Annotated in this window: 29 protein-coding genes; 18 read left to right on the plus strand and 11 right to left on the minus strand. The window is 55.2% G+C overall.

Features of this window, described 5'->3' with window-relative positions; all coding sequences use genetic code 11:
* Positions 1-89 precede the first annotated feature (89 nt).
* Positions 90-863 (minus strand): AAA family ATPase, encoded by a 774-nt coding sequence (locus VMS83_RS01515; protein ID WP_325409169.1) that lies wholly within the window; start codon positions 861-863, stop codon positions 90-92.
* Positions 860-1,657, minus strand: a complete 798-nt coding sequence (locus tag VMS83_RS01520; RefSeq protein ID WP_325409171.1) for a cobyrinic acid a,c-diamide synthase — start codon at positions 1,655-1,657, stop codon at positions 860-862. Before VMS83_RS01520 ends, VMS83_RS01515 begins: the two co-directional genes overlap by 4 nt.
* Before the next feature lie 202 nt (positions 1,658-1,859).
* Between VMS83_RS01520 and VMS83_RS01525 the strand changes: the two genes are divergently transcribed.
* Positions 1,860-3,065: a TraB/GumN family protein gene (locus VMS83_RS01525; RefSeq protein ID WP_325409173.1), complete on the plus strand. Its 1,206-nt coding sequence runs from the start codon at positions 1,860-1,862 to the stop codon at positions 3,063-3,065.
* Between the two features lie 67 nt (positions 3,066-3,132).
* Here VMS83_RS01525 and VMS83_RS01530 read toward each other — a convergent pair whose 3' ends face one another.
* The 3 genes from VMS83_RS01530 to VMS83_RS01540 all read right to left on the minus strand — a co-directional run bounded on the left by VMS83_RS01530 (position 3,133) and on the right by VMS83_RS01540 (position 5,247).
* On the minus strand, positions 3,133-3,501 hold the full coding sequence (locus VMS83_RS01530; protein WP_325409175.1) for a hypothetical protein: 369 nt from the start codon (positions 3,499-3,501) through the stop codon (positions 3,133-3,135).
* A gap of 85 nt (positions 3,502-3,586) precedes the next feature.
* Positions 3,587-4,846: an NAD(P)/FAD-dependent oxidoreductase gene (locus VMS83_RS01535; protein WP_325409177.1), complete on the minus strand. Its 1,260-nt coding sequence runs from the start codon at positions 4,844-4,846 to the stop codon at positions 3,587-3,589.
* Between the two features lie 125 nt (positions 4,847-4,971).
* On the minus strand, positions 4,972-5,247 hold the full coding sequence (locus tag VMS83_RS01540; protein ID WP_325409179.1) for a DUF1922 domain-containing protein: 276 nt from the start codon (positions 5,245-5,247) through the stop codon (positions 4,972-4,974).
* A 148-nt stretch (positions 5,248-5,395) separates the two neighbouring features.
* Between VMS83_RS01540 and VMS83_RS01545 the strand changes: the two genes are divergently transcribed.
* On the plus strand, positions 5,396-6,148 hold the full coding sequence (locus VMS83_RS01545; RefSeq protein ID WP_325409181.1) for a coenzyme F420-0:L-glutamate ligase: 753 nt from the start codon (positions 5,396-5,398) through the stop codon (positions 6,146-6,148).
* Positions 6,149-6,181: 33 nt separating this feature from the next.
* On the opposite strand, the gene VMS83_RS01550 is transcribed toward VMS83_RS01545, so the two are convergent.
* Complete coding sequence (locus tag VMS83_RS01550; protein WP_325409183.1) at positions 6,182-6,352, minus strand: preprotein translocase subunit Sec61beta; 171 nt, start codon at positions 6,350-6,352, stop codon at positions 6,182-6,184.
* Positions 6,353-6,400: 48 nt separating this feature from the next.
* On the opposite strand from VMS83_RS01550, the gene VMS83_RS01555 reads away from it, so the two are divergent.
* The 7 genes from VMS83_RS01555 (at position 6,401) to VMS83_RS01585 (ending at position 13,635) form a co-directional block, all read left to right on the plus strand.
* The gene (locus VMS83_RS01555) at positions 6,401-7,447 is read left to right on the plus strand and encodes an amidohydrolase family protein (RefSeq protein WP_325409185.1); all 1,047 of its coding nucleotides are present in this window, start codon (positions 6,401-6,403) and stop codon (positions 7,445-7,447) included.
* 29 nt (positions 7,448-7,476) lie between these two features.
* Positions 7,477-7,905: a universal stress protein gene (locus tag VMS83_RS01560; protein ID WP_325409416.1), complete on the plus strand. Its 429-nt coding sequence runs from the start codon at positions 7,477-7,479 to the stop codon at positions 7,903-7,905.
* Positions 7,906-7,910: 5 nt separating this feature from the next.
* On the plus strand, positions 7,911-8,759 hold the full coding sequence (locus VMS83_RS01565; RefSeq protein ID WP_325409187.1) for a CBS domain-containing protein: 849 nt from the start codon (positions 7,911-7,913) through the stop codon (positions 8,757-8,759).
* A gap of 84 nt (positions 8,760-8,843) precedes the next feature.
* On the plus strand, positions 8,844-9,485 hold the full coding sequence (gene psmB / locus VMS83_RS01570) for an archaeal proteasome endopeptidase complex subunit beta (RefSeq protein ID WP_325409189.1): 642 nt from the start codon (positions 8,844-8,846) through the stop codon (positions 9,483-9,485).
* A 24-nt stretch (positions 9,486-9,509) separates the two neighbouring features.
* A complete protein-coding gene (locus VMS83_RS01575) occupies positions 9,510-11,429 on the plus strand; it encodes a beta-CASP ribonuclease aCPSF1 (protein ID WP_325409191.1) in 1,920 nt (639 codons plus the stop codon).
* 12 nt (positions 11,430-11,441) lie between these two features.
* A complete protein-coding gene (locus tag VMS83_RS01580) occupies positions 11,442-12,566 on the plus strand; it encodes an MFS transporter (protein ID WP_325409193.1) in 1,125 nt (374 codons plus the stop codon).
* A gap of 70 nt (positions 12,567-12,636) precedes the next feature.
* Positions 12,637-13,635: a tetratricopeptide repeat protein gene (locus tag VMS83_RS01585; RefSeq protein WP_325409195.1), complete on the plus strand. Its 999-nt coding sequence runs from the start codon at positions 12,637-12,639 to the stop codon at positions 13,633-13,635.
* A 190-nt stretch (positions 13,636-13,825) separates the two neighbouring features.
* On the opposite strand, the gene VMS83_RS01590 is transcribed toward VMS83_RS01585, so the two are convergent.
* The 4 genes from VMS83_RS01590 to VMS83_RS01605 form a co-directional block, all read right to left on the minus strand.
* Positions 13,826-15,007: a M20/M25/M40 family metallo-hydrolase gene (locus VMS83_RS01590; RefSeq protein WP_325409197.1), complete on the minus strand. Its 1,182-nt coding sequence runs from the start codon at positions 15,005-15,007 to the stop codon at positions 13,826-13,828.
* A 22-nt stretch (positions 15,008-15,029) separates the two neighbouring features.
* A complete protein-coding gene (locus VMS83_RS01595) occupies positions 15,030-15,539 on the minus strand; it encodes a hypothetical protein (protein ID WP_325409199.1) in 510 nt (169 codons plus the stop codon).
* A gap of 79 nt (positions 15,540-15,618) precedes the next feature.
* Entirely contained in the window at positions 15,619-16,503 is an 885-nt protein-coding gene (gene moaA / locus VMS83_RS01600) for a GTP 3',8-cyclase MoaA (protein ID WP_325409201.1), read from the minus strand.
* Between the two features lie 11 nt (positions 16,504-16,514).
* A complete protein-coding gene (locus VMS83_RS01605; RefSeq protein ID WP_325409203.1) occupies positions 16,515-17,096 on the minus strand; it encodes an RlmE family RNA methyltransferase in 582 nt (193 codons plus the stop codon).
* 93 nt (positions 17,097-17,189) lie between these two features.
* Here VMS83_RS01605 and VMS83_RS01610 point away from each other — a divergent pair, with 93 nt between their 5' ends.
* Together VMS83_RS01610 and priL are read left to right on the plus strand one after the other, a co-directional pair.
* A complete protein-coding gene (locus tag VMS83_RS01610; RefSeq protein ID WP_325409205.1) occupies positions 17,190-17,933 on the plus strand; it encodes a DNA polymerase sliding clamp in 744 nt (247 codons plus the stop codon).
* Positions 17,934-19,025 (plus strand): DNA primase regulatory subunit PriL, encoded by a 1,092-nt coding sequence (gene priL / locus VMS83_RS01615; RefSeq protein WP_325409207.1) that lies wholly within the window; start codon positions 17,934-17,936, stop codon positions 19,023-19,025.
* Positions 19,026-19,042: 17 nt separating this feature from the next.
* Here the strand turns inward: priL and VMS83_RS01620 are convergent, their stop codons facing one another.
* Positions 19,043-19,222 (minus strand): hypothetical protein, encoded by a 180-nt coding sequence (locus tag VMS83_RS01620; RefSeq protein ID WP_325409209.1) that lies wholly within the window; start codon positions 19,220-19,222, stop codon positions 19,043-19,045.
* 87 nt (positions 19,223-19,309) lie between these two features.
* Here VMS83_RS01620 and VMS83_RS01625 point away from each other — a divergent pair, with 87 nt between their 5' ends.
* The 7 genes from VMS83_RS01625 (at position 19,310) to asd (ending at position 23,906) form a co-directional block, all read left to right on the plus strand.
* Positions 19,310-19,861, plus strand: a complete 552-nt coding sequence (locus tag VMS83_RS01625) for an HDIG domain-containing metalloprotein (protein ID WP_325409211.1) — start codon at positions 19,310-19,312, stop codon at positions 19,859-19,861.
* Between the two features lie 58 nt (positions 19,862-19,919).
* Positions 19,920-20,477 (plus strand): thiamine-phosphate synthase family protein, encoded by a 558-nt coding sequence (locus tag VMS83_RS01630; protein WP_325409213.1) that lies wholly within the window; start codon positions 19,920-19,922, stop codon positions 20,475-20,477.
* Positions 20,478-20,487: 10 nt separating this feature from the next.
* On the plus strand, positions 20,488-20,679 hold the full coding sequence (locus VMS83_RS01635) for a 30S ribosomal protein S17e (protein WP_325409215.1): 192 nt from the start codon (positions 20,488-20,490) through the stop codon (positions 20,677-20,679).
* 8 nt (positions 20,680-20,687) lie between these two features.
* Positions 20,688-21,617 carry a 4-hydroxy-tetrahydrodipicolinate synthase gene (gene dapA, locus VMS83_RS01640; protein WP_325409217.1) on the plus strand — a complete coding sequence of 310 codons (930 nt, stop codon included), beginning with the start codon at positions 20,688-20,690 and terminating at the stop codon, positions 21,615-21,617.
* Between the two features lie 7 nt (positions 21,618-21,624).
* Positions 21,625-22,392, plus strand: a complete 768-nt coding sequence (dapB, locus tag VMS83_RS01645; protein ID WP_325409219.1) for a 4-hydroxy-tetrahydrodipicolinate reductase — start codon at positions 21,625-21,627, stop codon at positions 22,390-22,392.
* A 71-nt stretch (positions 22,393-22,463) separates the two neighbouring features.
* Positions 22,464-22,637, plus strand: coding sequence for a 4Fe-4S binding protein (locus VMS83_RS01650; protein ID WP_325409418.1), 174 nt, complete (start codon positions 22,464-22,466; stop codon positions 22,635-22,637).
* Between the two features lie 252 nt (positions 22,638-22,889).
* A complete protein-coding gene (asd, locus tag VMS83_RS01655; protein ID WP_325409221.1) occupies positions 22,890-23,906 on the plus strand; it encodes an aspartate-semialdehyde dehydrogenase in 1,017 nt (338 codons plus the stop codon).
* Positions 23,907-23,908 lie beyond the last annotated feature (2 nt).

Consider the following 23,908-nt stretch of genomic DNA (forward strand, 5'->3'; position numbering starts at 1 on the left):
TCACCTAAAATACAGGATACTGGTATATATGTACACCTGCAGGTTTTTAACCAAATCGACCGGGATAGCAGAGGGACGGGTGATCACCCTCAACCGGATTTTCCGTAACCGGCTTTCTCCATCAGTGCACAGACGGAGAGGTACCCCGGGGAATCCACCGGCAGGTCAAGAAGCGACCGGCCGGCAATAACCGATTCCTGGACCAGAGGGTCAAAGGTGATCTTTCCCAGGTACTCCCGTCCAGTCTCTTCTTCTGCCCGTGCACCAAGCTCTTGTGGGAAAAGGCAGCCCCCCACCACAAAGAAGCGGTCAAACGCAATCCCGACTTCCCGTGCGATCCGGTCGGCACGTTTGACATGGAGGAATGACTTGTGGGACGGCCCCAGAACATCGAAGAGATCGCTCACGCTGGCCGTTACCTTGCGGTTGAGATGTTCGAGGCCTGCCGGGGAGTCAACCAGCACGTAGCGGTAGGTCTTTGCGAGAGAAGAGAGAGCCCCTTTTAGTGCTGCATCCGGCATACAGTAGCAACCCTCGATCCACTTGGTCCCCACCGCGATCAGATCAAAGCGTTCGCCCTCGTACAGGCCGTCAACGAGCACCCGGCTCTCGATCCGTTCCGCGGGTGCAATTCCTGTCATCGTCCCGCCTTTTTTGATGAAGGTCTCGGTCACGAGTTCAGCGATAGTCTTTACGCCTTCACGTTCCAGGTCTACCCCCACCATCTCGGCAAGGTTCTGGTCGGGATCGAGATCGATAAGTAACAATGGGGTCTCATTCTGATCAAGGAAATACTTGGTCTGCAGTGCGACAAAACTCGTTTTGCCGGTACCGCCCCGGCCCATCGTCACCAGCGTTTTCATACGTTCTCTCCATGCACATTCTGACCCGGGCAGATCCGGGTAAGGATCCCACTGATGGCTTCGAGCGTGGCCGATCCCAGAAGGGTGGAGATCGAATCCCCGTTAACACCCGCACGGGTGACTGCCGGGTCAAAGGGGATCATGCCTGCAACAGTAAGCGCATTGACCCGGGCAAAATCCCGAATAACGGTTTCCTGTCCCGGCTCCTGGATCCGGTTCCCCACCAGTTCCACCCGTGGGATACCCGAATCCTGCGCCATCTTCGCGATCCTCCCTGCAATGACAAGCGACTGCCGGTGGGCATCGCTTGTCACGAGCATCACATCCACGCTCTCCGCGGTCCCCCGCCCGATATGTTCCACGCCGGCTTCCATATCCAGGATCACCACTTCATCCCGCTCCACCAGCAGATGGCGCAGCAGGGCGCGGACCACGCTGTTTGCCGGGCAGGTACAGCCGGCCCCCATCGAGGTCACGGTACCCATGACCAGCAGGTGGGGCCCGGCCGGGGTGGACACGGCATACTTGGTTACCACATCGTCTACAGAAAAATTCAATGCATAGACACCGGGGTAAGGTGTCCCGGTCTTTGCTGCGATAAGATCCGCGTTCTTTGAAACAGGGACGAGTGTATCCGCCCCACCCGGAGTGAGCCCGAGCAGGAATCCCAGATTGGGGGCCGAGTCCGCATCTATGGCAAGGGTTATGCGCCCGGCGCGGGCAAACAGAAAGGCAAGACTACCGGCAAGAAGCGTCTTTCCTGACCCGCCTTTCCCGGCCACTGCAATCTTCATCCCGCACCATTCTCCGTTTTTGATATATTGGTACAACCGGTTTAAGAACCCGGTTACGGTACCAATACTCCCTGTTGCCGTACTGCAAAGGGAAAAAACAGATTTGGTGAAGAATTGACCGGAAAGATCCTGCCTTTCTCCTTTAAGGTTCCCTTACCTTAATGTGGCTCAAAGACCAATAACAACGGAAGTACGGTGACAGATGGCAGAGCTGAAGATCGTCGGGACTGCACACGTCTCCCAGAAAAGTGTAGATGAGGTAAAGGCTGCGATTGAGGAGTTTCGGCCGGATATCGTAGCGATCGAGCTTGACCCGGCTAGGTTCTCTGCCCTCAAAAAACAGGCCCGCGACCCAACCGTAGAGGATGTTCTCGAAGTCAGGAACTTTAACTCGCTTCTTGTCCAGTGGCTCCTTTCCTATCTCCAGCGGAAGATCGGGGTTGATGTTGGCGTTGAACCCGGCGCCGAAATGAAAGCGGCCATTGTTGAGGCAGAGAGCCACAATATCCCGGTAGCGCTTGTGGACAGGGATATCCGGCTCACCCTCATGCGGTTCTGGAAATCCATGGGAATCGTCGAGAAGATCAAGATGGTCTTTGCGCTGATCTTCTCTATTGCCGAAATAGACAAGGGCGAAGAGATCGATATCGAATCGCTTAAGGACCAGAACATTATCGATGCCGTCATGGAGGAGTTCCGCAGGTTCTCTCCTAACGGGGCTCATGCACTGATCGATGAGCGGGATGCATTCATCGCCCACCAGCTCGTTATTCTCAAAACACAACGACCGGATGCCCGCATCCTTGCCATTGTCGGCGCCGGCCACCTGCAGGGAATTGCGAATTATGTCGAGCGGCCGCAGACCCTCCCTCCGTTCGACACACTCGTCAAAGAACCAAAATCTTTTCCCTGGGCAAAGATTTTTGGATTTGCGGTCACCGGGCTCTTTGCCTTTCTTCTGGCTGCAATCGCTTTCTCCGGAGTCGGCTGGACAGTGCTCCTGTATGCACTCCTTTTCTGGGTGATCATCCATGGAGTGCTTGCGGCCCTGTTTACCCTGATTGCCGGTGGTCATCCCTATTCTGCGCTTACCTGTTTTGCCGTAGCATGGATGACCTCACTTAACCCGCTGCTCCATGCCGGGTGGTTTGCTGCGTACGTTGAAGCAAAGGTCAGGAAACCCCCGGTCTCGGATTTCCGGAAGATCTATGAGACAGAATCGCTCCGGGAAATGGCGCGCATCCCGCTCTTCAAAGTGGTACTTGTGGCAGCGCTGGCAAACCTGGGGAGCCTGCTGGGGACGATCCTGTACTTCTTCCTTGTCTTTCCCCTGCTCCACATCGACCCGGCAACCGTGATCTCAAACGGTGTCCACAACATGTATACGTGGGTCACCGGGCTGATCTAAACCTCCTTTTTGCGAACCTTCTCATCCTATGATACGGTACCGGTAAATGCGACCGGCCATGAGAGCATTATATCAGATGTTTCCCGTCGCTCTCCCTGCATGCCCGGATCTCTTCATCTATCCAGTCCTGCACCACCAGTTTCATCTGCTGCTGGGTAATGCTATTGCTGCACCGGATCCGTATCTCGACTTCCAGCAGGTCAAGAATAGGCTGGACAATCCGGAAATAGGCATCTGGTCCGGCAAATCCCCCGGCCCGCTCAATATGGATCGTCACCAGATCATTGAGGTGAGAGAACTCCCCGGTCAGATCGATGATCTGCTCCAGGGTCATGCCGGTAAGGGAATCTGGCCGTGAAGGCCCCGCTGAGTCCTCCCGGAGAACCCCGTTTCCCGCGGTGCCTTGGGGCCCGGTTTCATTATCCTCGTCTGTCATACCAGCCGGAGCACCTCATCACTCTATGTACTGAAGTGGCTCGATCCTGCGCCAATAAATAGGTTGGCATTCGGGGAAGTTACGGTCATCCCTTTCCGGGCCCCTGCTCTGCGGATTTTCTCTCCTTCAGACGGATTCCCTGTGCGGCATAATACCCCGTAGAGAACGCAGCCTGGAGGTTGAAACCGCCGGTATCGCCATCGATATCAAGCACCTCCCCGGCAAAAAAGAGCCCGGGCACCAGTTTTGATTCCATGGTCCGGGAATTTACCTCATTGAGGGCAACACCACCCCGGGTAACCATTGCAATTGAGAGATCGCCCACCGATGAGACCGTCAAGGGACATCCCATGAGCAGATCGATCAGGTGGTTCCTGGCGGTGGCTGTCAGGTGCGCCCCGGTGCACGTGGCCGGGACCCCTGCCATGTCGGGAAGGATCTTTGCGAGCCGTTCCGGGATCCCAAGGCCTGAAACAAGGGATTTTACCATCATGGTAGGTGCACGGGAAATGGCGGCAACCATCTTCCCGGTCAGCACATCGCGCTGGACCGGCCCGGCAAACGAGAGCCGGATCTCGTCACCTGCCCGGATGTCGCGGGAATTGTCGAGGATACCGGGGCCGGAGAGACCGGCATGGGTAAAAAGAAGATCTCCCTCCGCTGAAATAACCTTCCGGCCGGTGCGCCAGACCGAAAATGGCAGCGCGGGAAACGTCATCCCGGCAAGTGAGACAAAGGGGAATGCAGCTATGGTCACCGGGGCGAGTGCCGGGCCAATCTTGGTGATGGAATGGCCCAGTGATGCGGCAATGCGGTACCCGTCACCGGTCGATCCGGTCTTCGGGTACGAGGCACCACCGGTGGCAAGGACAAGGTGCCGCGAGAAGATGGTCCCACCCGGCATATGAACGAGAAAACCGGGATGCCGGTACTCAACTTGCTGTACCGGCTCCCTGCACCGGAGTGTCACACCCCGCAGGTGGCACTCGCGGACAAGGAGGGCCAGTACCTCGCCGGCATCGCGGCTCGCCGGAAAAACCTTTCCATCGTCCCGGGTCCTACAGGAAAGGCCCCTGTCGTCAAAGAACCTGACGAGATCCTGGTTAGTAAATGCGTGGAGAGCCGGCCGGAGGAACTGCCCGTGTGAACCATAACGGGAAAAGAAGGTCCGGATGTCACCGGCATGCGTAATGTTGCACTGGCCGGTCCCGGAAATCCTTAATTTCGCTCCGGGCTCTGCATTCTTCTCACCAAGGAGCACGCGGTTCCCCGGGCCTGCCGCATGGATCGCGCAGAAGAGGCCGGCCGGGCCTGCACCGATTACGAATGTATCGCACTGCTCCACAGGTCACCTGCAGGGACAGTACTTGCTTTTCCGGCAGATGAACCTACCATGCGCCCTGCCGGATTCTCCCGTAAGGTCTTTCCGGAAAATAAATATCGTTTTAAAAATCTCACAGCATGGCAGGTCTAATGGCATTTCTTCCGGAACCATTCGGCATAATGCATGCGTAATTCCTCGGATTCTTCGGGGGTGAAATCCTTTTTTTTGTGAGCATGCAGGTGTTTTTCCATCTGGCGGATGATATGCTCTGCATCGTGGTAATCCTCAACCTCCAAGTACGCCGGCACCCGCGCCACCTCATAGGCATGCCCACAGACAGGGCAGAGTTTCCATTTCTGGAAACGATCCACATAGGTAAACGCCCTGCACCCCGGACACCGGAGGATATGGTACATTAACATGAGGTCATCGGTCTGTCCAATATAAAAATATATTGGGGAATAGTTAGAGGTACGGGCAACAGTTCCGGAGTTTATCCTTTTCGGAGTTTCAGGACAACATGCCAAACGAAACCCCTATATCGGGAGATCAACCCATAGAACCAGTACTATGGAAAATATTGTTGTCACGGGCATCAAGGGGCTTCCCCTGATCAAGGCCGGCGATAATATTACAGCAATGATCTGTGAACGTGCCACAATAGAGCATGGCGATATCCTCTGCATTGCCTCGACAATCTACTCCAAGTCCAAGGGACATACGAAAGCTCTCGCTGAGATTACGCCATCGGACCGGGCGGTGCGCCTTGGCAGGCTCAACAAGGAAGACCCCCGATTTGTCCAGGCCGTCCTTGACGCCTCGAAAGATATTCTCATGGAATACCCGTTCATCCTCTCCGAGCTCCCGTTCGGCCATATCGGGGTCCGGGCCGGTGTCGATCAGAGCAATATCGACGATGGGATGGTGATCTTCCTCCCTCCCGATCCCATGCATGCGGCAGCTCAGATCAGGGAAGAGATCCGGCAGCGTACCGGGAAAAAGACCGGTGTGATCATTACCGATACCTGCGGGCGCTCGTTCCGGAGGGGCCAGACCGGGCATGCTATCGGCTGGAGCGGGTTTACGGCTATCCGGGACTTCCGGGGAGATGTGGATCTTTTCGGCCATGAGCTCAAGATCACGGAAGAGGCAGTGGTAGACGAGATCGCTGGATTTGCCAACTTTGTCATGGGCGAGAGCAACAATGGTGTTCCTGCGGTGCTCTTTCATAACTGTCCGGCATGGAAAGGGCACGACGAGATTTACTTCTCAAAGGAGGAGGATATCACCCGTAAGCTACTCATAGAGCACAATCCAAAATAGAAAATCAGAAATGATCCGGTCCATGGACCGGGATTATGCATGGGTGGAGTAGAGGAGATTGAACGCCATGATGATGATCCCGACGACTGCGGCGATAGCCATGACAGCAATGGGGCTGATATGGACTGCCCGCCGGTCTTCGCTCTCGTAGTAATTGACGAGACCTGCCGATGAAAGTAACCTTCCGCCTTGCTTCTTTGCCATGCAAATATATTTCATTTTTCGCTATATAAAAGAGAGTCACGGTACCCGATGAAATCCTCCCAGGTTCTTTCAGGACAAGCGCTGATCGGTGAGGAACTCGAACTCCGACCAGTGGATATCGTGATCGAAGAAGGCCGTATTACGGCGATCGAAGAGAGGTTACAGTCCCCCCCGCTCTGGATCTGCCCGGCCTTTTTTAATGCCCATACCCATCTTGGGGACACGATCGCCATGGACTGTGGAGCTGACGGTGATCTCGAAAGCCTCGTCACCCCTCCTGACGGCCTCAAGCACCGGCTGCTGGCTGCGGTTGCAAGAGAGGACCTGGTGGCCGGGATGCGGGCGTCGATAAGCGGGATGATACGGTCCGGGACATGCGGGTGCGCCGATTTCCGGGAAGGTGGCCGGGAGGGTGTTCTCGTACTCCGGGAAGCAGCTGCCGGCCTTTCCTTCCAGCCGGTTATTTTCGGCAGGGATGGGGGCGATGCAATCGCTGATGGTCTTGGGATAAGCAGTACCCGGGACATTCACGGGGTAGAGAGTCAGGTCAGGGCGGCCCGGAACGCAGGGAAAAAGATCGCGTTCCACGCAGGTGAGCAGGACAGCGGGGATGTTGACGCTGCTCTTGCCTACGAACCGGATCTCCTCATCCATATGACTCATGCAACAAGAAAACAACTCAAAACATGCGCCGAACGGGGGATCCCGGTTGCAGTCTGTCCCCGGTCCAACTGGGTGCTGGGCGTGACAACATCGGCGAGGCGTCCACCCCTCCAGACCATGCTTGACCTTGGGTGCACGATTATGCTGGGCACGGACAACGTGATGTTTGTCCCGCCGGATATGTTCTCAGAAATGGCATTTGTTTCAGCAGTATACCATCTCGATTCAAAGATTATTCTCCGGTCCGCCATGGAGGGGTCACATTTCACCGGATCGCCATTCTTTATCCGTAAAGGGGCCCGCGCAGCCCTTTTTACGGTTGATCCAACCCAATCCGGGCTCGTATTCAGCCATGATCCTGTAACCTCGCTGGTAAAGCGTGCTCAATCGGGCATGCGCGGGAATAACGTTTTTAATTTGAAAACTCAATAAAAATGGCATGTTTGTTTTGGGTGATGCCAGTGTTTACTAACATACTTGTTGCCATCGATGGTTCAAAGGCGAGTGATCAGGCAATCGAACGGGCCGTCGACGAAGCAAAGGTATGGAACGCACGGCTCCACGCAATTTACGTGGTAGAGACAGGTCTTTTCTCATCACTCCCTTCAGATAATACCGTAGAGATCATGTACCGCGTTCTCGAAAACGAGGGAAATGCCGCTCTTGAGAAAGCAAAGAAGACCGCAGCGAAAAACGGTGTGGCCCTGATTACGCACCTGAAACAGGGTCATGCCGGGACCGAAATCGTTGCTCTGGCCCAGAAAGAGAAAGTTGATCTTATCATTTCCGGCTCACACGGAAAAAGCAAGACCGACAGCATTCTTCTGGGAAGTGTCAGCACCTACATTGCCACACACAGCACGGTCACGACCATGGTGGTGAGATCATAACAGACATGATTGTTAAAGATTACATGACCTCCGATGTCGTCCACGTCGACATCCCCGGTAACCGCGATGATGTCCTCAAGATTCTCAAACGAACCGGTATCTCCGGTGTTCCTGTTCTCAAGAACAAGAAACTGGTCGGCATTATCACCAGAAAGGACCTGCTGCGCAAGCCCGAGGAGACGCAGCTCGGCCTGCTTATGGCATCAAAGCCGATCACGATCGATCCGGATGCAGACATCCGGGAGGCAGCCCGGTTGCTGGTCAGCCACCGCATCCGGAGACTACCGGTCGTAGAGGACAACAAGTTAATCGGTCTGCTCTCCGTTGCCGATCTCATCCACGCGATCGCCCAGATGAAGATCAAAGAGGAGATCAAGGATGCATACACGAGTACCACCTTTGCGCTCTGGGAAGACACACCGCTCCCGCTGGTCGGTCGTGTTATGGAGATCTCCGGTGTGGATGCGATCCCCATCCTCAATTCCGACAGCGTCCTTCAGGGAATTATTTCGGAACGCGACCTGATCCGGCACTCGAGCATCGAGGATTCCGTCGGAGTCAGTGACTTTTCCAATGGTACCGACGACGACGAGTGGACTTGGGAGAGCATCCGGGACAACCACACCATCAGCTTCGGCATCTCGCGGGTACAGCTGCCCAACCGGCCGGTAAAACTTGCCATGGTGAAAAATGTCGTGGCGGTTCCCAAGAATTCCGAGGTCAGTGAGTGTGCACTCAAAATGCGCCGATCAAGAGTAGACCAGCTCCCGGTGATCAACGGGGACAAACGCCTCGTGGCCATGCTCTATGACCGGGATCTCATCAAAGTCCTCTGCAAAGAGGACGCAGAATAAAAACCTTTAAGTTTCCCGGTATCATCTTATACCATAAAACGCTTTTATTTGATTTTTAGCGTTCATTTATTTTTGAGGTGTGACATGCCTGAACAGTACCAGGAATCGATGACAGGGACGACAACGGTGGGTCTGGTATTTGCCGGAGGGGTGATCCTTGCCACTGAAAAGCGTGCGACTATGGGGCTCATGATCGCAAGCAAGCGTGCAAAAAAGGTGTACCAGATTGCCGACCGGATTGGCATGACTATCGCAGGCGGTGTTGGGGATGCCCAGCAATTGGCCCGGATCATCACCGTGGAATGCAACCTGTACCAGATACGCAGGTCGCGCCCTATTACGGTCGGAGCGGCGTCAACCCTCCTGTCCAATTACCTGAACCAGAACCGTTACTTCCCCTATTATGTCCAGTTGCTCGTTGGCGGTATTGACGAACACGGGCCAAGCGTTTATTCGGTAGACGCAATGGGCGGGGCCACCAAAGAAGAGGATATTGTATCGACCGGCTCCGGTTCCCCCATGGCATACGGCGTGCTGGAAGACCGGTTCCGCCCCGGCATGAAAGAGGATGAGGCGATTGAACTTGCGGTCCGTGCACTGCGATCAGCCATGAAACGTGACGCTGGTTCCGGTGAAGGAATCCACGTCATTGTTATTACCAAGGATAAATACCAGGATGTTGACGAGGATGTCATTAAAAAACACCTTGCCAAAAATTCCGCATAATCTCTTTTTGGGACGTTTACTGTTATGTTGATTGAAGATCGGCTCAAAGAGCTCAGGGACAAAATAAACGAACGGGTGCCTGCAGGGATCCGGGTAACCGAAGTTGAATTCGAAGGGCCCGAACTGGTCATCTATACCGATGACCCCAAACGGTTTGCCGATGAAGCTGACCTGATCCGGGTCCTGGCCCGCGACCTGCGGAAACGCATCGTTGTCCGCCCTACCATTCTTGAAGATCCCGAGAAAGCGGCAAACGAGATCCGTGCCGTGGTCCCCGAATCCTCCGGTATCACGGATATCTTTTTTGATCCGGATACCGGGGAAGTCCTGATCGAGGCAGAGAAACCCGGGGTGGTCATCGGGAAGAACGGCATCACGCTCCGCGAGATCACCAAACACATCGGCTGGACACCCAAGGTCGTCCGCACCCCACCCATCGAGAGCAGTACAGTCAAGCAGATCCGGCAGTACCTGCGCTCGGTCAACGAGGAGCGCAAGACATTCCTGCGCACCATCGGGCGGAGGATCCACCGCGACATCCCGGGCCGTGACGACACAAACAAGGACGCGACCCGGAAGGACCAGTGGGTCCGGGTCACCACCCTTGGCTGCTGCCGCGAGGTTGGCCGGGCTGCATTCCTGCTCACAACACCGGACAGCCGCGTGCTTATCGACTGCGGGGAGAAGCCGGACAATGCCGGTGGTACCCCCTACCTTTACGTCCCCGAGATCCACCCCCTTGCCCAGCTCGATGCCGTGGTCCTCACCCACGCCCATCTCGACCACTGTGCGCTTATTCCCCTCCTGTACAAGTACGGTTACGAGGGCCCGGTGTACTCCACCCCGCCGACGCGGGATCTCTCCGCCATGCTCCAGCTGGATTACCTGGACGTCATCAACAAAGAGGACCGGAAGATCCCCTACAGCTCAAACGAAGTCAAGACGTATATCAGGCATTCGATCACACTCAATTACGGCAGTGTGACCGATATCGCTCCCGACATCAAGCTCACGTTCCACAATGCGGGGCATATCCTCGGCTCTGCAATAGCCCATTTCCACATCGGGGACGGGCTCTACAACATCGCATTCACCGGTGATTTCAACTACAGCAAGAGCCGTCTGTTCAACCCGGCTATCAACCAGTTCCCGCGTCTCGAGGCACTTTTTATGGAGAGCACCTACGGTGGTTCGAACGATTTCCAGCCTGCCCGTTCGGATGCAGAACTAAAACTCTATGAGACCATCAACAAGGTACTTTCCCGGGGTGGTAAGGTCATTATCCCCGCATTTGCGGTCGGGAGATCCCAAGAAGTTATGCTGGCTCTCGAAGAGGGCATGCGCCTCGGGAAGATCCCCCATGTCAAGATCTATCTTGACGGCATGATCCGCGAGGCCACGGCCATCCACACCACCTACCCGGAGTACCTCAATAATGACCTCCGCAACCTGATCTTCAGAGAGGGCATGAACCCCTTCCTGGCCGAGTGTTTCCAGCAGGTGGACTCCTCTGAGCTCCGCGAGAAGGTGATCAATGGCGAACCCTGCGTGATCATCTCCACGAGTGGTATGCTCAATGGCGGGCCGGTCATGGAGTACCTGACAAACCTTGCCGAAGACGAGAAGAACGCACTCGTCTTTGTCGGGTACCAGGCAGAGGGTACGCAGGGCCGGCGCATCCAGAAAGGCTGGCGCGAGGTGCCCATGGGCCGGAAGGGGACGATCACCATTAACCTTGAGATCGATACCATCGACGGGTTCTCGGGGCATTCTGACCGGAGGCAGCTGATGAACTATATCGGCCAGATCCAGCCCCGGCCCGAGAAGATATTCTGCATCCATGGTGACGAGAACAACACCATCGACCTTGCCAGTTCCATCTACAAGCGCTACCACATCCAGACACATTCACCCATGAACCTCGAGACATACCGGATGGTGTAACCCGGACTTTCGATGAAGGCATATCTCGTTGTTGTCTGCCTGGGCGTCTTTGCACTGATGGCGCTCTCAAACGCAATCGTCCCGGTGCTTCCGGCATTTGCAAACGGGGCTGCATGGGAGGGGGCGATCTATGCTGCCTATTTTCTCGGGGCTTTCCTCTCGACACTCCCGGGAGGGATCCTTTCTGACCGGTACGGGAGGACACCGGTAATCCGCACGGGTCTTCTTCTTACCGTAGCAAGTGGTGCGTTGCTCTTCTGCACCACCGGGCCGGTTCCGGTAATTTTCCTGCGGCTGGTCGAGGGTATCGGCGCCGGCCTCTTCATCGCAGCCGGGATGTCGTACGTCAACTCGCAGGAGGATCACACCCGGTTGAGTGGCTATTACCTTGCGATGCTCAACGTCGGCCTGGTAACCGGACTTGCCGTGTCCGGCTGGCTTGCAGTACGATTTTTGTACCCTGCTCTCGGGATAGGTGTCTTTACCGCACTCTCCCTTATGGCTCTGGTCACAAGCCTTTTTTTTCGTGAGATGCCGACACAACCTTTACTGGCTGGAGCCATTCTCCAGCGGGGTTCCGGAGAAGACAAAAACGATCTCGGCGAGATGGCAGACCTTATCTTTACTCACGGACGATTGTGGTACTCTGCGATTATTCTCGTGGGCATCACCGGAGTAGTATCCTCGCTTTACCCGGGATTCTCCGGGATGACTGCGGATCTGCTCGGTTACTGGATCGCAGCCATGAGCGTAGCCACGATCATCACGGTCCTTGCCGTCTCACGGTTCCCTATCCCTCCCCGGGCCGCTATCCGGTGGTCGGCGGCCCTCATGATCGGCGGGGTTATCCTTGCGTACGTATCACCGCTCGGTTTTATTGTGCTCGGTGCTCTTGCCGGGGTCGTGATGGTTGCCCAGATGTCAGTCCTTGCCGGAGAACGTGACCGGCAGGGGCTGGTTATGGGTCTTTTCTCGACATCGAGTTACTTAGGGATGACGATCCTGCCGTTCATCGCCGGGATTATTGCCGCTGCTGCAGGGTACTACCTGGCATTCCTGTTTACAGCAATTCTTGGCGGGACCGTGGCTCTCACGATCTGCAGCCTCTCCCGATGCCCACCGCACCCGGTACGATAAAACCTGCCAGTACTGCCCCTGAAGCATAATCAACAATACCTTCATCTGTTTTCAAGGAGAATTTTCGGTTATGCAGACGAGCGCAAAAGTGGGCATTCTTGCCATCCTTGTTCTCTTCCTCGTCGCTTCAGTGGCGGCAGAAGATGCAACGGAATGGTACACCAAAGCCCAGAATGCTGCAGCAACCGGCGATTATACGGATGCAGTGACCTATTATAACAACGCGATAGCCCTCAATCCCACCTATGATGCCGCTTATGCCGGCGATGCCGCGGCGCTCAATGCACTGGGCCAGTACTCTGCAGCCCTTACTGCAGCAAACCAGGCCCTTGCCATCCGCTCAAGCCCGACAGCATTGGGGGCACGGGCAGATGCACTTTTCTATCTCGGCCGGTATAACGATGCAGTCGGGGCCTACCAGAACTATACAGCAGTGGTATACAATCATGCATCTGCGTACTGCAACCTTGGGTATTCATATGTCCAGGTGAATGATTCTGCCAACGCGCTTACACCATATTCCCAGTGTACGAACCTCAATTCAACCGATCCTCTTGCATGGAACCAGCTCGGCCTTGTGTATATGTCGCTCGGCCAATACTCCAATGCCCTGAATGCATATACCAAGGCAACGGGTATCACGATTAGCAACCCTGATATCTGGAACAATAAGGGGGAGGCACTTGTTGCTCTCGGCAGGTACCAGGACGCTATCGACTGCTTTAACACGGCACTCAGCTTGGACCCGAATTATACCCCTGCTCAGGAAAACAAGGCAGCTGTCAATGGCAAAGGTCAGATATCCATCAATACAAATACCCCCACTCCGACCCAGGCACCCTGGTATCTGGGGGGGGTTACCCCAACAAGTGCAACTCCCACGCCGGTTGCAACCCTTAGCGTAACAGGAACACCGACAGTAGAGACCACCAGCGTTCCCCAGACAACACAAGCAACACCGGTCCCGACCCGGACCACATTTGCTCCCCTGTCACCGGTCCCAGCCTTTGTGGGGCTTGGTGCCGCGGCAATGTTCCTTGCACGGGCTGGCAAAAGAAAGGGCCGGTAATTCACTGGAGTAAATTTTTTCCGACTTTTTTCGGACTGGACAGCTCGTTCGTTTTATTTTTTTTCTGACGGGCGCCCGGACATTCAGGTTCCTGAAAAATGTTTTTATTTGTCCGATCCCGAAGGGGATAAAAAAAGGAGGGAGGATTGGTACATACACCCTGCAGAGCGGGATAGCCAGGGTTCGCCTGTTAGTTCAGATCTTTGCCATATACGTGCATAATCCGCAGGTAGATATCCGTTGCTTTTTCAAGCGCTGCCACCGCGACACGCTCATTTGTACCGTGCAGGGTAGAAAGCTCCCCGGGGCCGTACTCAATCACCCGGAAACCTGCGGCACGAAGGTGGCGGGCATCGCTCGCCGCCCACTGGAGGATCGGCGAGGCAGATCTCCCGTAAACTGCCCCGACCTCACGGCAGACCACCGAAACAAAATCGCATGCGGGATCGGTCAGGGAGGGTTCATGCAGGGTCTCTCCGAGAACAGTCGCGTGGGGGGCATGCGCCAGGATTCCCCGGACCAGCGCATGGATATCGCATCCCCAGGGAATGCGCAGCTCAAGATCGAGGTTGCAGTACTGGGCCACGATGTTAACCTTTTCACCCCCGTTAATAAGGCCGGGATTGTACGAGATCCGTTCAAGGATCTCAGTGCCTTTTTCAATCCCGAATTCCTCGGCAAAAACATCCGATGAACGCTGAATGATTTCACGAAGTTGAGGGTCCACAGGAAATGCCTGCTCATGGAGACCACGGATATATTCGAGCAAATGCATTGCTTCCATCACTGCACTTACACCAACCAGCGGGTAAAGGGACCCATGACCTGGTGTACCGGTAAACCTGAGATCCAGCCGGCAGAGCCCCTTTTGCCCGATGCAGGGATGCAAGGCAGGAGAGGGTTCAGCGATCAGGCAGTCACAGGGTGAAAGGAGATTCTTTTCCAGCAGGAACCTGATCCCGTTTTCGCCTCCGGTCTCTTCATCGCAGACAAAAACAAGGGTAGCCGGGAGGGATTCTCCCTGCTCAAGAAGTGCATCGCAGGCCGAGAGGATCGCAGCAATCCCACCCTTCATATCGCTCGATCCCCGGCCCCAGATATACCCCCCCTCCATGGTTCCGGAGTATGGCGGATGCGTCCATCCTTCTCCCTGAGCCGGCACCACATCCACATGCCCGCAGAGCATGAGCGGGCGGGGCTCCCCCCGCGTCACCAGGTTGCATCGCCCGCCCGGTGAGCAGATAACATCCGACAGAATACCACGGGCATCCAGGAAATCTTTTATGTACCTGATGGGACCGGAGGTATCGCCCGGCGGGTTCTCGCTTTTGAGCGCAACCAGGTCCGAGCAGATCTTCCCAGGTTCGATCATGAAGATTTCTCCCTGTCACCATTCAGGAGTTTTTCTGGGAGAGGAATTCGGCAAAGAGACGGGAGAGAGAGGCTTCTTCATACAGGCTCTTGAGGAACTCCTGCTCGAAAAATTCATCGATGATAATGAGAAAGAAACCGGGCGATAAAGCCTGTCTGCTGTCCGGGTCAGGCACGATCCGGAAACTCCGGTAGCTTGCAGGGTCTTCAGGATCATAGATCATCTGCCAGAGTGACGGTAGTTTTGCAAATTTTTCCGGCTTTTTCTCCTTGAGCCAGGCCATGAATGCCGGGAAATGCACCCGGTCACCCTTCTTCTCTTCATCGATACGCCACCGCATGTACTCGGCGCCCATAATGTTTTTGGGTGACTGGTAATTGAAGGCGTAGACGCTGCAGGTATAATCGATATGGGCAAGGGCATCAAGGAAATAGAAATACAGGGTCTTGTCAAAAAGGGAGGTATCGTGGAGGATGAGAGATTTCTCGTAAAGGTGGGTAAGGACATGGAGGTATTCGGGGTCAGCGCTCATACGATCCTAGTGTATGCCGGAATTGTAAATAAATCCCCGTAACCGGGCACCGGCCCTTGTTTTGTGTAAGATACTAAGCTTATTTGAAAAACGGTTCCCGTTGCTCAACTGCCTGCCGGAAGAGAGCCTCGAGTTCGGCACCTTTTTTTCCCCGGATCGAAATGTGATTGTCGGTCCGCAGCAGGCAGGGTTTGAGCTTACCATCCGAAGTGACCCGGAGCCGGTTGCAATAGGCGCAGAATTCGGTGTTGTGAAGCGGTCGCACCACCTCAACTTCAGCACCATCAAGGCAGTATTTCTTCCGGTGGTGCATCCGGCGCGTGAGAACCTGGTTTGAACGTGAAGCCAGCATCGCCTCGAGACCGCGCAAGTCGCCGTGATAATCGCAGTCCTTAAAATGCATCAGCTCGATGAGCTGGAGGACGAGATGCCGGTTGCCCCGCACATAGTTCAGGAAATCGTCGATCTCGTGGTCATTAATCCCGGCAAGCACGACCATATTTAATTTGACCGGGGTAAGACCGGCCCTGAGCGCTGCATCGATCCCGGCTAGTACATCTCCCAGACGGTCACAACCGGTGATGCGCTTGTACGTTTCCGGATTCAGGCTGTCAAGGCTGACATTGACACGACGGAGACCGGCCTTTTTGAGGTCTTCTGCCATCTCAGAAAGCAGGATACCGTTTGTGGTAATGGACGATTCGACACCGGGTGGAACGGCGCGGAGGATCTCGAGAATATCCGGCCGGATCAGGGGTTCTCCCCCGGTAAATTTTATACTCCGGATGCCGAAATTTGCCGCTACGTTCATGATATCAATGATCTCTTCCGTGCTCATCTCGGAATCCGGGTCCTTCTCCCCTTCAGCGTGGCAGTAGATGCAGGAGAGGTTACACCGGGAGGTGAGGCTGATACGGAGGTTGGTCACGGGCCGACCGTAAGAATCCCTGAGCACCTGTACCATCGAATTACCACTTACCCCCGGAAATTCTTGGCAATGATGTAGATTTCCGTGCTGCCTTTTCGTGTTGCCTTGGTGGAGTAGGTCTTAACCACAAAAAAGTGTTCGCGGATGAGTGCCATAAGTTCGGGAAAATCCACTCCCTGGAAGGATTTGATAACAAAGTTGCCACCGGGTTTGAGCACGTTGCAGGTAAAGATAAGAGCTTCCTCGCCAAGGGCAATCGCCCGTGCCTGATCATAGCTCTTGTGGCCAGACAGTTTCGGCGCCGCATCACAGACAACAATACTGACTGTGCCCAGCATCTCCTGTGCCTGCTTCTGGATGGCGGGGTCGGTGAGGTCTCCTTCAAGAGTCTCGATGCCATCAAGGGCGGCGATCGGGTTAAGGTCAATCCCCAGGACCCGGCCATCAGTGAGCGTGCGCAGCACCTGGAGCCAGCTTCCCGGTGCGGCACCCAGGTCAATAATGTTGTCGTCACGGCGGATGACGTTAAACTTTTCCTGGATCTCGATAAGCTTGAAGGAGGCACGGGACCGGAACCCTTCGTGCTTTGCCCGGAGATAGACCTTGTCCCGTGACCATTGTGAACCCATGAAACACCCCCGTAAATCCGGGAAATCTTACCCAAAACGCTATAATTAAAGTATGACGATATACTGTATAAGACAGTTGTTAAGGGGAACGCGATGTTAAAAGCAACCATTGACGCAGAGATATTCCGGGAGGCCATTGAAGCGATCTCGGCACTCGTTCCCGAGTGCCGCCTGCATACCGCGGAAGACGGGATATCCACCCGGGCCGTGGATACCGCCAATGTCGCTATGATTGCCTTCAAGCTCAAGAAAGAGGCATTTGACACATTCAAAGCCACAAAAAGTGAACTGGGTGTTGACATCACCAAGATGAAGAACATCTTCAATATGGGTGGCAAAGGCGATCTTATCAGCCTCGAACTTGCGGATAATGCCCAGAAGATGGCCGTCAGCGTCCATGGTTACCACTACTCGATCACACTCCTGGATACCAATACGATCCGGAAGGATCCCAATTCCCCGACCATAAATCTCCCGGGGAAAGTGGTGATCTCCGGAGAGGATCTCAATAATGCGATCAAAGCTGCCGCAGTTATCTCTGACAAGATTGCCATGGGCATCAACCCCAAGGACCAGACGTTCTATATGGTTGCCGAAGGCGATACCGATCATATCCAGCGCGAGTTCGGAAAAGACGAACTCAAGTCGCTTGCCCCGGTCGAGGCCCGCTCGCTCTTCTCCCTTGACTACCTCAGGGACATGGGCAAGGTGATGTCCCGGGCACCCGAGATCGAGGTCTGCCTTGGGATCGACCACCCGGTCCGGTTCTCCTTTGACATTGCGGGCGGCAACGGGCACGTGGAGTACCTGCTTGCACCCCGTATTGAGGCTGACTGAATGGAATATGTGCCTTCCGGCAAGGAAATTTCCCATTTTCCGTTTTTAAAAAAAGCCCAGGATCCTATCCGTACCCGTTTTGCTTCGCTGGGTTCGCTTCTTTCTACGCCCAAGGGTCAGGCTATTGTCGCGTTTGCAGTAGCCCGCATCCAGGATGCGCTCTCCCAGAAAAAAACCCGGGCGCCCGAAGTTCACGAGTCCCCGGAGGATGAGATCGCTGCCTATGCACTCGCCCGGATCATTGTCTCCTGCGTCAATGACAAACAGCTGATCGACCGGCTCACCCGGTACGAGGCTGAACGGGCCTATTATTTCCTGGTCAACGAAGAGGAGTGGAACAGCCGCTACAGACAGGGTGAGGGCGAATATTCCCGGCTCTGGGACGCGATTGCAGAGGAGCTGGGGATCAGGATCGAGAATGACCGGATGCCCGTCCCTGATTATGTGGAGCTTGTCGCGCCCCTGCACGATGACCGGTACCGGCTGATCAACCGGCATGTGGTTCAGGGGTATGTAACAATCGACAAGAGCGAGCGCTACGACCTGCTGCGGGAGCGGGTCCGCGTGCTCCTGCGCCGCGATCTCCCCCACCGGGTGCCAAAGGAGATCTGCGAGCAGCTCGCCCCGAAGGCAGCGGAGATTAAGAAGATATATCAGGAGCAGATGCTCCGGCAGTTCGGTAAGGTGGAGGAGGGAGCTTTTCCTCCCTGCGTGCAGGCTCTAATTTCGGCTCTCGCGGCGGGCACCAACCTTACGCATGCCGGCAGGTTCTCGCTCACCGCATTCCTTCACAACATTGGCATGGACATTACCGGGATAGCAGAACTCTATGCCCGGTCACCGGACTTCGATATCGAGAAGACCATGTACCAGGTCGAGCACATCACCGGTCGCGGGGGTACCTCAACTGAGTATACAACGCCGGCCTGTGCCGCCATGCAGACCACCGGCCTGTGTGTGCACCGGGATGCCATCTGCGAAAAAATCAGCCACCCGCTCAGTTACTACAAGCTGAAAAAATCGCGGGTCCCCCGTAGAAATGCAGCGCAGAAGGATGAGCCAAAACCAGCTCCTTCAGCAGATAATCCCTGAAAAATTAGTAAATCTGCCTAAGCGATCTTCTCATTTACCATATAACCGGCTCCTGAGAGGAACAGGATAAAGACAATTATGGCGATCAGGTAGGCAGCTCCGGTCACGGAAATAATCATCGGGAGTACCGCAAGACAGACAACCAGGATCGCAAAGCCCGTTACGCCGATAAGAACATCGAGCAGTCGTGCATCCATCCTGAAGATTTGGGTGTTTATCGGTTATATGCATATCCACAGGAACGCAGCAGTCAGGCTGATGACCCGGCAGGTACATCTCATGCCATGGAACGTTCTGCTGCACTCGCCCTGCTGGATCAATTCGTTCACGACCCGGGCCTTAAAAAGCACTGCCTTGCGACGGGTGCCGTGATGAAGGCTCTTGCCCTGCGTCTTGGCGGGGATACCGGTTCCTGGGAAACGATCGGGATTCTGCACGATATCGACTTCGAATTGATCCAGGGGGATATGCAAATCCACGGAATAAAGGGAGCTGAGATCCTGACAGCGGCCGGTGTCGATCCCGGGCTGGTCCGGATCGTCCGGCAGCATAACCATCATCTCTTTTCCGGGACCTATGAACAACCAGTCGAGATTGCATTGCAGGCCGCGGACAGCGCTTCAGGTCTCGTGATTGCCTGTGCGCTGGTCAAAGGCCGCAGGCTCTCCGAAGTTACGCCACAGACCGTAACAAAAAAGGCAAAAGAGAAGTCCTTTGCGGCGGGCTGTGACCGGACTCGGATCGCCCTCATTGAACACCTTCTGCCAATAACGGAATTCTACGCTGTTGCAATCACCGGTCTGCTGGAGATACGCACGGAACTGGGGCTCACCTGAGGTGCCGAATAAGAGAAGGGAATAAAAACCGCCCGGATCAACAACAGGAGCAGGAACGATGATCAGCCCTGATCAGGAAAGAGAGGCAGTGCTTGCCGAGCTTTCGCGCACTGTGGATCTCCTCGCGGGATCGATGGCACCGGTGCTTGTAACAAAGAGCGGGACCAACATCGGCTTTGCTCTCCGGGGAGCCCGGGACAGCGCGGGTGTCGCCGCAGTCAGCGGAGGGTTCGTGGTGCAGGACACTATGGTCAGGGCCGCGGGCCCCTGCGGGTTTGGCTCTGATAATGCACTTGCAGCGATTATCCTGACTTCAGCAAAATTTGACCCGGCTATGCGCTCGGCTGCAACGATCCGGTATACGGAAGAGGAAGGCCGGATCCTTAACGACATGTTCCTGGAATGCTGCACAATCGACCGGCGCGGAACGGCCCCGGGGATCGGTACCATGGACTGGGGTGTTGCTTCCTGCTGCAGGGACGGGGTGCCGGAAGCAATGATAGACCGCGGCCTGTCCGGAGATCCTCCCAGGATCCATCTCTTCGGGGAGAAACCGGCAGATATCGCGGGCAATATTATTATGTTGTCGAACCGCATACTAGATACAGCACTTTGAGGAATATTTCATGGGAATCAAACCATCCTACATAAAGACCATGGGCACGGCACTCCTTTCCACCCAGAAAGAGAACTTCAGCAATAACTTTGATGTGAACAAGCAGCAACTGGCCACATCAGCATCTATTGATAGTAAAAGGGTCCGGAACCGTATCGCCGGCTATATTACAAGAAAAATTAATACAAAAAGACACTCATAACGCATTGTATGTTTGAAGGTGTCCTTCCCGCTATCATTACCCCTTTTCAACGGAATTCCGCGATGGGCCTCGACATCCCTGGCCTTGAACGAAACATTGCGTACCTCCTGTCCTGTGGCATCCATGGGATCGTACCCTGCGGCTCGACCGGCGAGTCGGCAACACTCTCGTTTGCCGAGCACGAGAAGGTCGTGAGCATCACCATTGACAAGGTCAACGGCAAGATACCGGTCCTTGCGGGCACCGGCTCGAATAATACGGCAGAAGCAGTCATCCTCACGAAGGCGGCAAAGGACACCGGCGCCGATGGCGTGCTTGTCATCAGCCCGTATTACAACAAGCCCAACCGGGCTGGCCTTGTCAAGCACTATACAAAACTTGCCGATCTCGACATTCCCGTGGTCATCTATAATGTCCCCGGCCGAACGGGACAGAACCTTGAGCCCGATCTGATCGCCGAGCTGGCGAAACACCCGAGTATCGTGGGGATCAAGGAGGCGAGCGGCAATATCGGACAGGTCTCACGGATCATCGAGATGACGCAGGACGAGGATTTTGCCGTTATCTCCGGTGACGACAACCTCACTCTTCCGATCATGGCGCTCGGTGGGAAAGGTGTGATTTCGGTTGCAGCGAACGTAGACCCCTCCCGGATGGTTGCCCTCTGTGAAGCAGCAGAAAAGGGAGATTGGAAAAAGGCGCTTGCCCTGCATTATGCCCTCTCACCGCTCTTCCGGGCCATGTTTATCGACACCAACCCGATCCCGGTCAAGAAGGCCGTGGAGCTGGTGGGTATGGCAGGAGGCCCGGTCCGGCTCCCGCTGGACAACCTCGATGAGAAGAAAACCGCAGATTTAAAAAAGGTCCTTGCAACCATCCCTGTGGCAAAAAAGGCCGTGCAGAAGAAGAGACCTGCCACACAGCGCAGCCGGCGGTGAACGGAGCATGGTAAAAGTCGTTATCTGCGGCGCCTCCGGCCGCATGGGCCAGACCCTGGGGAGAATGGTAACGGATTCCCCGGATCTCGAACTCGTTGGCGGAATCGACCTGCACCCGGGCAGTTTCTTCGGTGCCGAGATTGTGGCATCAAAGGATATCGAGATGCTCCTGGTGAGCAAAAAACCGGATGTCCTGATTGATTTTACCGTTGCAGGCGCGGCAGTTGAAAATGTCAAGGTCGCTGCAAAGAACCATGTGGCCCTGATCGTGGGCACTACCGGGTTTACCCCGGAACAGCGCGATGTCATGGCACATGCCATCAACGGCCATGTCCCTGCCGTGATATCGAGTAACTTCTCGGTCGGGGTAAACATCTTCTGGCAGCTGGTGAGGGAAGCCGGGAAGCTGCTCAGGGATTACGATATTGAAGTGATTGAAGCCCATCACCGGAACAAGAAAGATGCCCCGAGCGGGACCGCAAAAACCATCCTGCAGATCCTGGATGAGGAGACCGGTGCCCGCAGGAAACTCTACGGCCGCGAAGGGATGATGGTGCGGGAGAACGAGATCGGCGTCCACGTAATCCGGGGCGGGGATATTGTGGGAGATCACACGGTCATGTTCTCGAAGAACTTCGAAACAATCGAACTCTCCCACCGTGCATACGACCGCTCGGTCTTTGCGAGCGGGGCACTCCGGGCCGCCCGCTGGGTTGCAGGTAAAAAACCCGGCATCTACGGTATGAACGATGTCCTGGGCCTGCAGAAAAACTGACCGTATTCCAATTGGATAAATCGAAACCTATTTTTTATCTTTGACCTCATTATTACGATGGAGTGAACTCTTTGGTTGCTGTAGTTGATTCGACGAAATGTACCGGATGCGAGACCTGCGTGAGTGAGTGTCCTGCATCTGCAATCTCCATGGAAAACGAAAAGGCCAAGGTCGACAAGGACATGTGCGTGGACTGCCAGACCTGCGTAGATGTCTGCCCGTCCGAAGCCATCCATATGGAATAATCCTGAAAAATTCCCGAGAACTTTTTTCTGGCCTTACCGGTCTGTTTATCGGAAAGCACCGGAAGGGTTGTCCCTTCTCCTCCACGTGCACTGTTCCACCCCGTAAGAGGGTGTAAATACCGTCGTTATGGAAGTGTCACGCCCGGGAAACTAAAAAAAACAATGTTTTTATTATCACAGGTGAAATGGGATTTTACAACCCGCCATCATCTCAAACGGGATAGACATACTACATAACAGGACCTGTCAGCTATGATCAATGTTGGAGTGCTCGGTGCTACGGGCGCGGTTGGTCAGCGATTTGTCGAACTCTTATCAGATCATCCCTGGTTCAATCTGACAACGCTCGCGGCCTCTGAACGAAGTGCGGGAAAACCCTATGGAAAAGTGGTAAACTGGCGCCTTGAAACGCCATTCCCGGAGAAGATTGCAAAACTCAAGGTCACCACGATCTCCCCTTCTGCGATGAAGGACGTGGACCTGGTCTTCTCCGCGCTTCCTGCTGAAATTGCACAGGATGTGGAGACTACCTTTGCCGATGCGGGCATCGCGGTCTGCAGCAATGCAAGCTCGCACCGGATGGAGCCGATGATCCCGCTTGTGGTACCGGAGGTCAACCCCGAACACCTGGGGCTGATCGATGTCCAGCGCGATGCAGGCAGGGACGGGTTTATCGTGACCAACCCGAACTGTTCCACGATCATGCTTGTCTCGGCCCTCGCCCCTCTGCGGAAATTTAAGTTTACCGATATCCGGGTCGCCACCATGCAGGCGATCTCGGGTGCTGGTTTTGCCGGTGTGGCTGCGATGTCCATCTACGACAACGTCATTCCCTATATAGGGAAAGAAGAGGAGAAGATGGAGACCGAGACACTCAAGATCATGGGCACGCTCAAAGGAAAGAAAGTGGTAAATGCGCCGTTTTGCGTAAGCGCCAGCTGCCACCGTGTTCCGGTCATTGACGGTCACACCATGGCGGTCTGGATCGATATCAGGGAACCGGTCGAGAAGGTAAAAAAGGCCTACGCGGACTACAAACCCCCCATCAAGGGCCTGCCCACCCAGCCACCGGAATCCGTGCACCTGTTTGCTGAGGACGACCGGCCCCAGCCCCGGCTCGACCGGATGCGTGGCCGCGGCATGACCGTATCGGTTGGCCGGATCCGTGAAGGGCTCCGGTTCATTGCCATGGGGCACAACACGATCCGCGGCGCAGCGGGCGCAAGCGTGCTGAATGCTGAACTAATTGCCAAGAAGAAGTACCTGTGATT

Source organism: Methanoregula sp. (genome assembly GCF_035543475.1).
Lineage (GTDB): Archaea > Halobacteriota > Methanomicrobia > Methanomicrobiales > Methanospirillaceae > Methanoregula.

Coding starts and splice junctions, on each gene's coding strand:
- VMS83_RS01515 (WP_325409169.1), bottom strand. CDS start 863: ATGAAAACGCTGGTGACGATGGGCCGGGGCGGTACCGGCAAAACGAGT.
- VMS83_RS01520 (WP_325409171.1), bottom strand. CDS start 1,657: ATGAAGATTGCAGTGGCCGGGAAAGGCGGGTCAGGAAAGACGCTTCTT.
- VMS83_RS01525 (WP_325409173.1), top strand. CDS start 1,860: ATGGCAGAGCTGAAGATCGTCGGGACTGCACACGTCTCCCAGAAAAGT.
- VMS83_RS01530 (WP_325409175.1), bottom strand. CDS start 3,501: ATGACAGACGAGGATAATGAAACCGGGCCCCAAGGCACCGCGGGAAAC.
- VMS83_RS01540 (WP_325409179.1), bottom strand. CDS start 5,247: ATGTTAATGTACCATATCCTCCGGTGTCCGGGGTGCAGGGCGTTTACC.
- VMS83_RS01545 (WP_325409181.1), top strand. CDS start 5,396: ATGGAAAATATTGTTGTCACGGGCATCAAGGGGCTTCCCCTGATCAAG.
- VMS83_RS01550 (WP_325409183.1), bottom strand. CDS start 6,352: ATGGCAAAGAAGCAAGGCGGAAGGTTACTTTCATCGGCAGGTCTCGTC.
- VMS83_RS01555 (WP_325409185.1), top strand. CDS start 6,401: ATGAAATCCTCCCAGGTTCTTTCAGGACAAGCGCTGATCGGTGAGGAA.
- VMS83_RS01565 (WP_325409187.1), top strand. CDS start 7,911: ATGATTGTTAAAGATTACATGACCTCCGATGTCGTCCACGTCGACATC.
- psmB (WP_325409189.1), top strand. CDS start 8,844: ATGCCTGAACAGTACCAGGAATCGATGACAGGGACGACAACGGTGGGT.
- VMS83_RS01575 (WP_325409191.1), top strand. CDS start 9,510: ATGTTGATTGAAGATCGGCTCAAAGAGCTCAGGGACAAAATAAACGAA.
- VMS83_RS01580 (WP_325409193.1), top strand. CDS start 11,442: ATGAAGGCATATCTCGTTGTTGTCTGCCTGGGCGTCTTTGCACTGATG.
- VMS83_RS01585 (WP_325409195.1), top strand. CDS start 12,637: ATGCAGACGAGCGCAAAAGTGGGCATTCTTGCCATCCTTGTTCTCTTC.
- VMS83_RS01590 (WP_325409197.1), bottom strand. CDS start 15,007: ATGATCGAACCTGGGAAGATCTGCTCGGACCTGGTTGCGCTCAAAAGC.
- VMS83_RS01595 (WP_325409199.1), bottom strand. CDS start 15,539: ATGAGCGCTGACCCCGAATACCTCCATGTCCTTACCCACCTTTACGAG.
- moaA (WP_325409201.1), bottom strand. CDS start 16,503: ATGGTACAGGTGCTCAGGGATTCTTACGGTCGGCCCGTGACCAACCTC.
- VMS83_RS01605 (WP_325409203.1), bottom strand. CDS start 17,096: ATGGGTTCACAATGGTCACGGGACAAGGTCTATCTCCGGGCAAAGCAC.
- VMS83_RS01610 (WP_325409205.1), top strand. CDS start 17,190: ATGTTAAAAGCAACCATTGACGCAGAGATATTCCGGGAGGCCATTGAA.
- priL (WP_325409207.1), top strand. CDS start 17,934: ATGGAATATGTGCCTTCCGGCAAGGAAATTTCCCATTTTCCGTTTTTA.
- VMS83_RS01620 (WP_325409209.1), bottom strand. CDS start 19,222: ATGGATGCACGACTGCTCGATGTTCTTATCGGCGTAACGGGCTTTGCG.
- VMS83_RS01625 (WP_325409211.1), top strand. CDS start 19,310: ATGGAACGTTCTGCTGCACTCGCCCTGCTGGATCAATTCGTTCACGAC.
- VMS83_RS01630 (WP_325409213.1), top strand. CDS start 19,920: ATGATCAGCCCTGATCAGGAAAGAGAGGCAGTGCTTGCCGAGCTTTCG.
- VMS83_RS01635 (WP_325409215.1), top strand. CDS start 20,488: ATGGGAATCAAACCATCCTACATAAAGACCATGGGCACGGCACTCCTT.
- dapA (WP_325409217.1), top strand. CDS start 20,688: ATGTTTGAAGGTGTCCTTCCCGCTATCATTACCCCTTTTCAACGGAAT.
- dapB (WP_325409219.1), top strand. CDS start 21,625: ATGGTAAAAGTCGTTATCTGCGGCGCCTCCGGCCGCATGGGCCAGACC.
- asd (WP_325409221.1), top strand. CDS start 22,890: ATGATCAATGTTGGAGTGCTCGGTGCTACGGGCGCGGTTGGTCAGCGA.